The organism is Stutzerimonas sp., from assembly GCF_982611455.1.
On sequence record NZ_CEXBBO010000062.1, the window covers coordinates 1 to 12,343 of the forward strand.

Sequence of the window (12,343 nt, forward strand, 5' to 3'; positions counted from 1 at the left end):
CCCTGGGTCAAATTTCAATCGGCAAGGTGGGTCAATTTTCCATCAGCGCCAACAGCATAGAGGTTTGATGGACGCTGCTGGATAAGAAAAACCCCTTGAGGCGGCATTCCTCAAGGGGTTTAGTGTCCATTAAGATCCGAGAGAGTCTAAGTTTCTGTTCAGACGTTGAAGCGGAAGTGCATCACGTCGCCATCCTTGACGATATATTCCTTGCCTTCCAGGCGCCATTTTCCGGCTTCCTTGGCACCGGCTTCGCCTTTGTATTGGATGAAGTCGTTGTAGGCGACCACTTCGGCGCGGATGAAGCCTTTCTCGAAATCAGTGTGGATCACGGCAGCGGCCTGCGGGGCGGTGGCGCCGATCTTGACGGTCCAGGCACGAACCTCCTTCACGCCAGCGGTGAAATAGGTCTGTAGGTTGAGCAGCTCATAACCGGCGCGGATCACGCGGTTCAGGCCGGGCTCTTCGAGGCCGAGGGATTCGAGGAACATGTCCTTCTCCTCGCCATCGTCCAGCTCGGCGATTTCCGCTTCGATCTTGTTGCATACCGACACCACGACAGCGCCTTCTTCGGCGGCGATGGCATTGACGACATCCAGGTGCGGGTTGTTTTCGAAACCGTCTTCGGCGACGTTTGCGATGTACATCACCGGCTTGCTGGTGAGCAGATGGAAGCCTTTCGCCAATTGAATCTCATCGTCGCCCAGCTTCTTCAGCAGGGTGCGTGCCGGCTTGCCTTCGGTGAAGTGGGGGATCAGTTTTTCCAACAGCGCCTTCTGAGCAACCGCTTCCTTGTCGCCGCCCTTGGCATTGCGGGTGACGCGCTGCAGTTGTTTCTCGCAGCTGTCGAGATCGGCAAAGATCAGTTCCAGCTCGATGATTTCGATGTCGCGCTTGGGGTCGACCGAGTTGGACACATGGATGACATTTTCATCTTCGAAGCAGCGAACCACGTGCGCGATGGCATCGGTCTCTCGGATGTTGGCAAGAAATTTATTGCCGAGGCCTTCACCCTTGGACGCGCCTTCGACTAGACCGGCGATGTCGACGAACTCCATGGTGGTGGGGATCACCCGCTCCGGTTTGACGATCTCGGCGAGGGCCTGCAGGCGCGGATCAGGCATCGGCACGATACCGCTGTTCGGCTCGATAGTGCAGAAGGGAAAGTTTTCCGCAGCGATACCCGATTTGGTCAGCGCGTTGAACAGGGTGGACTTGCCGACGTTGGGCAGGCCGACGATGCCGCAATTGAATCCCATGGTGTCTTTGCCTCGGTGTTGGCTGGCAGTCAAAGAGCTGCCGGCATTGCCAAACTGCGTTAAACGGCTTCGGGATGCGCTGTATTGCGGCGGTCCTGCTCAGCCGTTGCCTTGTCTTTTGCCTGTCTTGAGGTCGCGCTTCAGGCCTTCTGGCTATGCAGGCGCTGCATTGCGCGAGTCCAGTCGCCAGCGAGGATTTCCGGCAGCACGTCGAAGGTGAAATCGATGCTGGCGTCGAGCTTCTCGCGCTCGGCCTGGGGCGCTCGGCCCAGCACATAGCCGGTCACCAGGCTGCTATGCCCAGGATGGCCGATACCCAGGCGCAGGCGGTAAAAATTGTTCTGATTACCGAGCTTGGCGATGATGTCGCGCAGCCCGTTGTGCCCGCCATGGCCGCCGCTCTGTTTGAGCTTGGCGATGCCGGGGGGCATGTCGAGTTCATCATGGGCAACCAGGATGGCCTCGGGGGGAATTCGGAAAAATCCGGCCAGTGCCGCCACCGCTTGACCGCTGCGGTTCATGAAGGTGGTAGGAATCAACAGGCGGACATCTTCGTCCTGATGGCGAAACCTGCCGACCAGACCGAAGTATTTGCGATCGACGCTGAGGTTGACGCCCTTGTGGGCGGCAAGACGCTCAACGAAAAGGGCCCCTGCGTTATGCCGGGTCTGGTCGTATTCAGGGCCTGGATTACCCAGGCCGACGATCAGTTTAACGGCGGTCACGACAGAGGCCCTTCCTCAGATGCTTGCGAGTGAATTACTCGGCAGCGTCTTCTTCTTTCGGAGCGTCTTCCTTGCTCACGCGTGGAGCGTGAACGTTGGCGACCGGCAGGTCGCTGCCGTGTGCCAGGGCGACCAGCTCAACGCCTTTCGGCAGCTTGAGATCGGTCATGTGCAGTACCTGACCAACTTCCACCTTGGCCATGTCGACCTCGATGAATTCCGGCAGGTCCTGCGGCAGGCAGGAGACTTCCACTTCGTTGATGTTGTGCAGGATTTCGCCACCCTGCTGCTTCACGCCAACCGAGGATTCCTGGTTGATGAAGTGCAGCGGAACGGTAGCAGTCAGCTTGTGACCAGCAACAACGCGGACGAAGTCAGCGTGCAGAACGAAGCCTTTGGCGGGATGACGCTGCAGCGCCTTGATCAAAACGGACTCGTTCTGGCCATCGACGTTCAGGGTCAGCACGTGGCTGAAAGAGGCTTCGGTTTCGAGCAGCTTGGTTACGTCTTTCAGCAGCAGGCTGATGGACTGCGGGGCTTTGTCGCCACCGTAGATGACGGCCGGGACGAGGTTGGCGTTACGACGCAGGCGGCGGCTCGCACCTTTCCCCAGGTCGGAACGCACTTGGGCATTCAGAGTGAAATCAGTCATTGTGTTTCTCCAAGATAACAACGCACCCGAAGTGCTTGCGACCAGCACTATCGGGCGGTTGGGCAAAAAGCCCCGCACGCGGCGGGGCACATTTTCGTTCTGCGCGAGTGGCCAGGCTTTCGCCTAGCGGAACATCGCGCTGATCGATTCAGCATTGCTGATGCGGCGAACCGCTTCAGCCACCATTGGCGCGATGTCCAATTGGCGAATACGGGTACAGGATTGAGCGGCAGCAGACAGCGGAATGGTATTGGTCACCACCAATTCGTCGAGTACCGAGCCGTCGATATTCTCGATGGCGCGACCGGACAGGATCGGGTGAGTGCAATACGCATAGACCTTGGCGGCGCCATGATCTTTCAGAGCAGTTGCTGCGTGGCACAGAGTGCCGGCGGTATCGACCATGTCATCGACGAGGATGCAGGTCCGGCCTTCGATATCACCAATGATGTGCATCACTTCGGACTGGTTGGCCTTCGGACGACGCTTATCGATGATCGCCAGATCCACGCCCAGGGACTTGGCCACGGCGCGAGCACGCACCACACCGCCAATGTCGGGGGAGACGATCATCAGGTTCTCGAAGCGCTGAGCCTGGATGTCATCGACCAGGACCGGCGAGCCGTAGATATTGTCCACGGGCATGTCGAAGAAGCCCTGGATCTGATCGGCATGCAGGTCGACGGTGAGGACGCGGTTGACACCCACCACGTCGAGCATGTCGGCTACGACTTTAGCGCTGATCGGCACACGTGCGGAGCGCGGGCGGCGATCCTGACGGGCGTAACCAAAGTAGGGAATGACTGCCGTGATGCGCGTGGCAGAGGAACGGCGGAAGGCATCAGCCATCACGACCAGTTCCATCAGGTTGTCATTGGTGGGAGCGCAGGTCGGCTGAATCAGGAACACGTCCTTACCACGAACGTTTTCGTTGATCTCGACACTGATTTCGCCATCGGAAAATTTTCCGACGTAGGCATCACCGAGGGGAATATGCAGCTGACGTACAACACGCCGGGCCAGATCGGGGTTGGCGTTCCCCGTGAAGACCATCATCTTGGACACGCGCAGTACCTGCCTGAGGGTGGATCCGATGAAACAAAAAGCTGTTCAAAAGGCCGGGCTTTTTGAACAGCTCTCAAGTGTATGGCAGGGGCGGCTGGATTCGAACCAACGCATGCCAGGATCAAAACCTGGTGCCTTACCGCTTGGCGACGCCCCTGTAGATTCAATCTGAATGTGCTGCGATCGTACGAACCCTGAGGGTTGTGGCAGGGGCGGCTGGATTCGAACCAACGCATGCCAGGATCAAAACCTGGTGCCTTACCGCTTGGCGACGCCCCTGTATCGTACAACCGAATGCTAGGCATTCACTTCCTGCGCCATTTGTTCGAGCTTTCGGTGCAACATCGAAATGTTGCGACCCTGGGCCACGAAACCTGGCATGTCGGCTGGAAGTTGGCGGCAGACTTTATCAGCCTCGCCCTTGTTTGGAAAGCTCCCAAACACACAAGCTCCAGTGCCGGTCATGCTTGCCGGAACAAAATTGTTCAACAAGCTCAAAGCGTTACGTACTGCTGGATAGCGCTTTTCAACTACCGGCTGACAGTCGTTATGACCACCCCCTGCAAGAAGGCTGCGAACTGTAATGGCCGGGGTATTACGTGTCAACTCTGGGTCTGAAAATATTTCCGCTGTACTAACAGAGACTTGCGGGGCGATGACGAGGAACCAGGGTTCACTCAATTCGACCGGTTGCAAGCGCTCGCCAATGCCTTCGGCAAAGGCCGCGCGACCGCGCACGAACACTGGCACGTCGGCGCCCAGCGACAGCCCGATATTTGCCAAACGATCCTCGCCCAGGTGCGTTCGCCAGAGATGATCGAGGCCGAGTAGGGTGGTTGCGGCATCGGAACTGCCGCCACCGATGCCGCCACCCATGGGCAGGCGTTTGATCAGTTCTATATCGGCGCCTTGGGCGCATCCACTATGGTTCTGCAGCAGGCGAGCCGCACGAACGATCAGGTTGTTGTCATGACCAACCCCGGGCAGTTCGGTGTGCAGCCGAATCTGGCTGTCTGCGCGAGGCGTGAAGGTCAATTCATCGCCATGATCGAGGAACTGGAACAGCGTCTGCAGTTCGTGATAGCCGTCGGCACGGCGGCCGAGAATATGCAGCATGAGGTTGAGCTTGGCCGGGGCCGGTAAGGTCAGCGGGCGCATCAGCGACCGAGCTGGCGCGGTTGCCAGTCCTTGAGCACAAGGGTGATCTGCAAGTCTCGGCCTGCCAGTTTGATGCGCGAGGGCAACATGAAACCGTCCTCTTCGATATAGCCGAGGTACTGCACGTCCCAGCCGTCCTGCTGAAGGTTGGCGAGGCGTCCGTCGCTATTGAGCGCGACGCGGCTGCGGCTGTCCGGTGCGGGGAGGCCGCGGATCCACCAGAGCAGATTAGAGACCGGCAACTGCCAGCCGAGCTGGCTTTCCACCAGTGCCTCCGGTGATTCCGCTTCGAAGCGCCCTTGACCTGCCACTTCCAGAGCCACTGCGTCCGGTCGACCGGTCAAGCGGGTGGCGCCGCGACCAAGCGGGCCGGACAGGCGAATGTCGAAATAATCCTGGCGCTGCAGCCAGAAGAGGGTGCCGCTGCCGGAGTTCTGGGGCGCGCGAATGCCAATCTTGCCGTTGATTTGCCAACCATCGATTTCGCTGATGCGCGCCTTGTGAGTCGTCCAGTCTTCAGCATTGCCGGGACCCTCGACGGACTCCTGTGGGCCGAGGCCGGCGCAACCGGCGAGCAGCAAAGCGAGAAAAGGGATCAGCAGGTTGCGCATCAGCTTCATGGGTCAGGGTTTCTCCGAGCCTGTCAGGCGTTTGATGGTTTCGCGGAGGATCTGGCTATCCGGCTGTTGTTTCAGGGCTTCATCCCAAATGGCCCGCGCTTCGCGCTGTTCGCCGGAGGCCCAGACTACCTCGCCCAGATGGGCCGCGATTTCATGGTCCGGAAAGCGCTCATGTGCTTTGCGCAACTGGGTCTCGGCTTCGGTGATATTGCCTAGGCGGTAATTTACCCAACCGAGACTGTCGAGAATGGCGGCATCGTCGGGATTGAGCCGGTAGGCCTGCTCAATAAGTGCAAGGGCTTCTTCATAGCGATCGGTGCGGTCGGCCAGCGTGTAGCCGAGCGCATTGATTGCCATGGCGTTGTCCGGTTCACGCTCGATGATGAAACGCAGGTCCTGCTCCAGTTGTGCCAGGTCGCCGCGCTTCTCCGCGATCATGGCCCGTGTATAGAGAAGGTTGAGGTCTTCGGGGAACTGCTCCAACGCCTGCTCGGCAAGTTGCCAGGCCTCTTCGAGCTGCTGCTGGCCGGAAAGCGCTTCGATCTCGATCAGGTACAGCTGGATCGCATAGTCCGGTTGTTCATCGCGCGCGTTGGTCAGGAGCTGCGAGGCTTCCTGATTGCGGCCGAGGGAGAAGAGCAGTTCGGCCTGCATCAATTTCGCGGGCAAGTACTCGTTGCCGGGGCCGACCTTGGCGAAGGCGGCCAGCGCCTGCTCGTGCTTACCCATCTCATGGTAGGCGCGACCGAGGTTGAAGTTGGCGGCGTCGACATGGCTGCCACGGTCGATCAGCTCCTCCAGGTAAACGATCGCTTCGCGCCAGGCCTGCGCTTCAAGGCACACCAGTGCCATGGAAAAGCGCAGGTCGTCATCGTCGGGGTATTGCTGGACCAGCGTGGCGAACTCGCCCATGGCTTCGTCGAGGCGATCCTGCTCGACCAGCAGTCGTGCATAAGTCAATCGTAGGCGCTTGTCTTCTGGGTGCTGGTCGAGGCTTTTTTCCAGAAGCGGCAACGCTTCCTTGCCGCGATCAAGGACCTGCAGCAATCGAGCCTGGAGCAGGATCGACGGGATTTCCTGCTGACTGGCGGGTTGCTCTTCGAGCAGCGCCAGCGCTTCTTCAGGGCGACCATCCTGCTGCAACAGCACGGCTTTGCCGAACTTGAGTTGCGGGTTATCAGGGTGTTTGGCCAATAGCTGATCAAAGCTCTTCAACAGACCCGTTCGTGTGTCCGGATCAGTTTCGGCGGCCGACAGGGCAAGGAAATCGAAGTGAGTATCGCCCTGCCCCTGCAGGACCTTTTCCATGAATTCGAGGGATTCTTCGTAGCGCCCGGCACGCGCCAACTGCACGGCTGCGGCGCGCTGGGCATCCAGATTCTCCGGTGCGTTGTTCGCCCAGATCATTGCCGTATCAAGCGCTGCTTGCTCGGCGCCGAGGTATTCAGCGATGCGAAAACCGCGTTCGGCCACGCCGGGATCCTGGGTCGCGTTGGCCTGTTGTACATAGCTGCCCAAGGCGATATCGAAGCGATTGCGCTGCCCCGCCAGCTCGGCCACCAACAGCGCGTAAAGCGTGTCTCTGCTGAACGAACCATATTCGCCGGGACTCGTTGCTGCAGGTTCCGGCGTCGCTTCCTCGACCGGCGGGCTGCTGTCGGGGGCGCTCTGCATGAAGCTTTGGCAGCCACCGAGAAACAGGACGGCGCTGAGGGCAAGGAGTTTTTTCATAAAGGAATATAAGGCTTATCTGCGGTCGCGGCATGATGACACAAGCCGTCGGGCAAGCACATGGGCCGGCTTGCGAGGCGATTCGGTCGGCTCGATAGGTACAGACAATGACGGGCAACTGTTGTTCTGGGACAGGCGAAGTAGGAGAATCGCGCGCTCCGTTTTCGAATCAGCGACCTGCATGGCTTTCATCGCGCTTGGCATTAATCACAAGACCGCATCGGTGGACGTGCGCGAGCGTGTGGCGTTCACGCCTGAGCAAATGGTCGAGGCGCTGCAGCAGCTGTGTCGTGTCACGCCGACGCGTGAGGCGGCGATTCTGTCGACCTGTAACCGCAGCGAGCTGTACTTGCAGCAGGATCAGGTCGAGGCCGAGATGGTGCTGGCCTGGCTGGCCAACTATCACGGCTTGAACCTAGAAGATCTCAAGGCCTGCGCCTATGTGCACACCGACGATCAGGCGGTGCGGCATATGATGCGCGTCGCCTCCGGGCTGGATTCGATGGTGCTCGGCGAGCCGCAGATTCTCGGGCAAATGAAATCCGCCTACGCCGTCGCGCGCGAGGCTGGCAGCGTCGGCCCGCTGCTGGGTCGCCTGTTTCAAGCTACGTTCAGTACCGCCAAGACCGTGCGGACCGACACGGCCATCGGTGAAAACCCGGTATCGGTGGCCTTCGCCGCTGTCAGCCTGGCGAAGCAGATATTCGCCAATCTCGATCGCAGCCAGGCGCTGCTGATTGGCGCTGGCGAGACCATCACGCTGGTTGCCCGCCATCTGCATGAGCAGGGCGTGAAGCGCATCGTGGTCGCCAACCGCACCCTGGAGCGTGCCAGCGCCTTGGCCGAGCAGTTCGGCGCCCATGCCATCCTCCTCGCCGATATTCCGCAAGAGCTTTACAACAGCGACATCGTCATCAGCTCCACCGCCAGCCAATTGCCGATTCTCGGTAAGGGTGCTGTCGAGCAGGCGCTGAAGAAGCGCAAGCACAAGCCAATGTTCATGGTCGACATCGCCGTGCCCCGCGACATAGAAGCGCAGGTGGGCGAGCTGGGTGACGTCTACCTCTATACCGTCGACGATCTGCATGAAGTGGTCGCGGAGAATCTCAAAAGCCGCCAAGGTGCTGCCCAGGCCGCCGAGGAACTGGTGGCTGCCGGCACCGATGAGTTCATGGCGCGGCTGCGCGAATTGGCGGCGGTGGATGTGCTCAAGGCCTACCGGCAGCATGCCGAGCGCATTCGTGACGAGGAAATACTCAAGGCCCAGCGGCTGCTGGCCAACGGCGGCACACCCGAGGATGCGTTGGCACAGCTGGCTCGAGGGCTGACTAACAAACTGCTGCACGTACCCAGCGTGCAACTGAAAAAACTTTCCGCCGAAGGGCGTGTAGAGGCCCTGACCGTCGTCGAGGAACTCTTCGCCCTGCAAGACAGCACGGACAAACCATGAAAGCGTCACTGCTCAACAAACTCGACATTCTGCAGGACCGCTTCGAAGAGCTGACGGCGTTGCTGGGTGATGCCGAGATCATTAGCGATCAGACCCGCTTTCGTGCCTATTCGCGTGAATACGCCGAGGTCGAGCCGGTCATCGCCACCTACCGCGAATTCCTCAAGCTGCATTCCGACCTCGAAGGTGCTCAGGCGCTGCTCAAGGACAGTGATCCGGACGTGCGCGAGATGGCCGAAGAAGAAGTCATCGAAGCCCGCGGCAAGCTCGAAGAGATCGAAACTCGCCTGCAGCGCATGTTGCTGCCGAAGGATCCAAAAGACGGTCGCAACGTCTTCCTAGAGATCCGCGCTGGCACTGGTGGCGACGAAGCGGCGATCTTTTCTGGCGACCTGTTTCGCATGTACTCCCGCTATGCCGAGCGTCAGGGCTGGCGCGTCGAGATTCTTTCCGAAAGTCCCGGCGAGCACGGCGGTTACAAAGAGGTCATTTCGCGCGTCGAAGGCGACAATGTATTCGCGAAGTTGAAGTTCGAGTCCGGTGCCCACCGGGTGCAGCGCGTCCCGGAAACCGAGTCGCAGGGTCGCATTCATACCTCAGCCTGCACCGTCGCCGTGCTGCCGGAGCCGGATGAGCAGATCGCGATCGAAATCAATCCGGCTGATCTGCGAGTCGACACTTACAGAGCATCCGGTGCCGGTGGGCAGCACATCAACAAGACCGATTCGGCGGTGCGCATCACCCACTTGCCCAGCGGCATCGTGGTGGAATGTCAGGAAGAGCGTTCACAACACAAAAACCGCGCCCGGGCCATGTCCTGGCTCGCGGCCAAGCTACAGGATGTGCAGGACAGCGCTGCGCACAAGGAAATATCCGATACGCGCAAGCTGCTGGTCGGCTCGGGCGACCGCTCCGAGCGGATTCGTACCTATAACTTCCCGCAGGGGCGGGTTACCGATCATCGTATCAACCTGACCCTGTACTCCCTCGGTGAGGTGATTGGCGGCGCGGTGGAACAGGTGATCGAGCCCTTGCTGCAGGAGCACCAGGCGGACCAGCTGGCGGCATTGGGCGATTGATCGCGCTCGGTCGCTGACCGTAGGCAAAGCACCGCTGCCTTGCCACGCTCGTTGTTTTTAATCCGCGTACTGTCGCGCGTGCCGCCAGGCCCATACGGAAACGCTGAATGGCCACCATCGAATCCCTGTTGCGTGCTGCTGATTTGCCAGACTCGCCTAGCGCCAAGCTCGACGCCGAGTGGCTGCTGGCGGCTGCACTGGGCAAGGCGCCGAGTTATCTGCGGACCTGGCCCGAACGTGAAGTTCCTGCCGGATGCGAGGCTCGGTTCGCTGCTGATCTGGCGCGCCGCCGTGGTGGTGAACCGGTGGCCTACATTCTTGGTCGCCAAGGCTTCTGGAGCCTTGATCTTGAGGTTGCACCGCACACGCTGATCCCGCGCCCGGACACAGAGCTCTTGGTCGAAACCGCATTGCAATTGCTCCCTGCGGCGCCGGCACAGGTGCTCGATCTTGGCACTGGTACTGGTGCAATCGCCTTGGCATTGGCCCATGAGCGACCGACCTGGCAGGTCACCGGTGTGGATCGTGTCGTCGAAGCCGTGGCCTTGGCGACACGCAATGCCCAGCGGTTGCGGCTCGGAAATGTTGCCTTTCGAGAAAGCCATTGGTTTTCCGCGCTTGCAAGCCAGCGCTATGCGCTGATTGTCAGCAATCCACCTTATATACCGGCCAGCGATCCGCATCTTCTGCAGGGCGACGTACGTTTCGAGCCGAGCAGCGCCCTGGTTGCCGGTGAGGACGGGCTGGATGACATTCGGCAGATCATCGTCACATCGTCGAGTCATCTGATAAGTGCCGGCTGGCTGTTGCTGGAACACGGCTACGATCAGGGAGCAGCGGTGCGGGCGCTGCTTGCCGAAGGCGGGTTCGCCAATATCGAAAGCCGCAGGGACTTCGGCGGGCATGAGCGCATAAGTCTGGGGCGCCTGCCATGATCCACCACTTATCAGGAGAGCTGCATGCTGAGCGATGAAGAACTGCTGCGTTACAGTCGGCAGATATTGCTGAAACAGGTCGATATCGACGGCCAGCTGAAGCTCAAGCAGAGCCGCGTGCTGATCGTCGGGCTTGGTGGGCTGGGCTCTCCGGTGGCGCTGTACCTGGCTGCAGCCGGCGTCGGTGAGCTGCACTTGGCCGATTTCGACAGCCTCGACCTGACCAACCTGCAGCGCCAGATCGCCCATGACACCCCTTCAATAGGCATGGCTAAGGTGGACTCGGCCATTGCTCGGCTGTCTGCCCTTAATCCCCTGGTAAAGCTTGTGCCCCATCGCACTGCAATGGACGCCGACTCCCTCGGGGACGCCGTCGCTGCGGTGGATCTGGTGCTCGACTGCACGGACAACTTCGCTGTGCGCGAAGCGGTGAACGCGGCTTGCGTGGCCGCGAAGACGCCGCTGGTGAGCGGTGCTGCGATCCGTCTCGAAGGACAACTGTCAGTATTCGATTCACGTTTGGAGGCCAGCCCTTGCTACCACTGCCTCTATGGCCATGGCAGCGAAGCAGAGCTGACTTGCAGCGAGGCCGGCGTGCTGGGGCCCGTTGTTGGAATGGTAGGAAGCCTGCAAGCCCTTGAAGCATTGAAACTATTGGCCGGCTTCGGTGAACCGCTGGTGGGGAGGTTGCTGCTGGTGGATGCGCTATCCAGTCGATTCCGTGAGCTTAAGGTCAAGCGGGACCCAGCCTGTGCGGTCTGTGGCAGCAGTCATGGCTGACGACGCGCCGATCGGCGTCTTCGATTCCGGGGTGGGTGGGCTGTCGGTTCTGCGAGAGATCCGCGCACGCTTGCCGCAAGAGTCGTTGTTGTATCTGGCCGACAGCGGCCATGTACCCTATGGCGAAAAAAGTCCCGAGTTCATCCGTCAGCGTTGCCGATCGATCGCCGCCTTTTTGCTGAAGCAGGGCGCCAAGGCGCTGGTGCTGGCTTGCAATACGGCGACCGCGGCTGGCGTTGCCGAGTTACGCGAGTTGTACCCGCAGCTTCCGCTGGTCGGCATGGAGCCTGCGGTAAAGCCGGCTGCCCAGGCGACTCGCAGCGGCGTGGTGGGTGTTCTGGCGACTACCGGCACGTTGAAGAGCGCCAAATTCGCGGCGCTACTGGATCGTTTTGCCAGCGACGTACGTGTCATCACCCAGCCTTGTCCCGGTCTGGTCGAATGCATCGAAGCCGGTGAGCTCGACGCGCCAGCGACGCGCGCGCTGCTTGTAAGTTACGTCCATCCTTTGATCGAGCAGGGCTGCGACACGCTGATTCTCGGATGCACGCACTATCCGTTCATCAAGCCACTATTAGTTGAGATGCTGCCGACGACGGTCACGCTGGTGGATACCGGAGCGGCGGTGGCACGACAGCTCGAAGCGGTACTCGCGGCGCGCAATCAACTCGGTAATGGCGGAGCGATGACGCGCTTCTGGAGCAGCGGCGATCCGCGCCGATTGACTGGTGTACTGCCGGTACTTTGGGGTGAACGAGGAACGGTTAGCTACTATCCTGATTAGGAACTCCCCGCTGCGCCTGCTTTCTGTATTTGGGTTAATGCTCGAAAAACAACAAGGGAAACTCTGAAGAAGACTTCCAGATTTTGGCAAAATACCCGGATTCCA

General features: G+C 60.1%; 12 protein-coding genes and 2 tRNA genes. 5 read left to right on the plus strand and 9 right to left on the minus strand.

What is annotated here, in order from left to right; all coding sequences use genetic code 11:
* Positions 1-158: 158 nt before the first annotated feature.
* The 9 genes from ychF to AC2LD7_RS21270 all read right to left on the minus strand — a co-directional run bounded on the left by ychF (position 159) and on the right by AC2LD7_RS21270 (position 7,210).
* On the minus strand, positions 159-1,259 hold the full coding sequence (gene ychF / locus AC2LD7_RS21230; protein ID WP_484599612.1) for a redox-regulated ATPase YchF: 1,101 nt from the start codon (positions 1,257-1,259) through the stop codon (positions 159-161).
* A gap of 140 nt (positions 1,260-1,399) precedes the next feature.
* Positions 1,400-1,984, minus strand: a complete 585-nt coding sequence (gene pth / locus AC2LD7_RS21235; RefSeq protein ID WP_484599613.1) for an aminoacyl-tRNA hydrolase — start codon at positions 1,982-1,984, stop codon at positions 1,400-1,402.
* Between the two features lie 34 nt (positions 1,985-2,018).
* Positions 2,019-2,636 (minus strand): 50S ribosomal protein L25/general stress protein Ctc, encoded by a 618-nt coding sequence (locus AC2LD7_RS21240; RefSeq protein ID WP_484599614.1) that lies wholly within the window; start codon positions 2,634-2,636, stop codon positions 2,019-2,021.
* 123 nt (positions 2,637-2,759) lie between these two features.
* Positions 2,760-3,701: a ribose-phosphate pyrophosphokinase gene (locus AC2LD7_RS21245; RefSeq protein WP_484599615.1), complete on the minus strand. Its 942-nt coding sequence runs from the start codon at positions 3,699-3,701 to the stop codon at positions 2,760-2,762.
* Positions 3,702-3,783: 82 nt separating this feature from the next.
* Positions 3,784-3,858 (minus strand) — tRNA-Gln (locus AC2LD7_RS21250).
* Between the two features lie 47 nt (positions 3,859-3,905).
* Positions 3,906-3,980, minus strand: a tRNA-Gln gene (locus AC2LD7_RS21255).
* An 18-nt stretch (positions 3,981-3,998) separates the two neighbouring features.
* Complete coding sequence (gene ispE / locus AC2LD7_RS21260) at positions 3,999-4,859, minus strand: 4-(cytidine 5'-diphospho)-2-C-methyl-D-erythritol kinase (RefSeq protein WP_484599616.1); 861 nt, start codon at positions 4,857-4,859, stop codon at positions 3,999-4,001.
* Positions 4,859-5,479, minus strand: a complete 621-nt coding sequence (gene lolB / locus AC2LD7_RS21265; protein WP_484599617.1) for a lipoprotein insertase outer membrane protein LolB — start codon at positions 5,477-5,479, stop codon at positions 4,859-4,861. Before lolB ends, ispE begins: the two co-directional genes overlap by 1 nt.
* Before the next feature lie 3 nt (positions 5,480-5,482).
* Positions 5,483-7,210, minus strand: a complete 1,728-nt coding sequence (locus AC2LD7_RS21270; RefSeq protein WP_484599618.1) for a tetratricopeptide repeat protein — start codon at positions 7,208-7,210, stop codon at positions 5,483-5,485.
* A gap of 181 nt (positions 7,211-7,391) precedes the next feature.
* On the opposite strand from AC2LD7_RS21270, the gene hemA reads away from it, so the two are divergent.
* From hemA to murI, 5 genes are all read left to right on the plus strand, one after another.
* Entirely contained in the window at positions 7,392-8,660 is a 1,269-nt protein-coding gene (gene hemA / locus AC2LD7_RS21275; protein WP_484599619.1) for a glutamyl-tRNA reductase, read from the plus strand.
* Positions 8,657-9,739, plus strand: a complete 1,083-nt coding sequence (prfA, locus tag AC2LD7_RS21280) for a peptide chain release factor 1 (RefSeq protein ID WP_484599620.1) — start codon at positions 8,657-8,659, stop codon at positions 9,737-9,739. Before hemA ends, prfA begins: the two co-directional genes overlap by 4 nt.
* A 107-nt stretch (positions 9,740-9,846) precedes the next feature.
* Complete coding sequence (gene prmC, locus AC2LD7_RS21285; RefSeq protein WP_484599621.1) at positions 9,847-10,674, plus strand: peptide chain release factor N(5)-glutamine methyltransferase; 828 nt, start codon at positions 9,847-9,849, stop codon at positions 10,672-10,674.
* 24 nt (positions 10,675-10,698) lie between these two features.
* The gene (locus tag AC2LD7_RS21290) at positions 10,699-11,454 is read left to right on the plus strand and encodes a molybdopterin-synthase adenylyltransferase MoeB (RefSeq protein WP_484599622.1); all 756 of its coding nucleotides are present in this window, start codon (positions 10,699-10,701) and stop codon (positions 11,452-11,454) included.
* Complete coding sequence (murI, locus tag AC2LD7_RS21295; protein WP_484599623.1) at positions 11,447-12,238, plus strand: glutamate racemase; 792 nt, start codon at positions 11,447-11,449, stop codon at positions 12,236-12,238. Before AC2LD7_RS21290 ends, murI begins: the two co-directional genes overlap by 8 nt.
* The last annotated feature ends 105 nt before the right edge of the window (positions 12,239-12,343 follow it).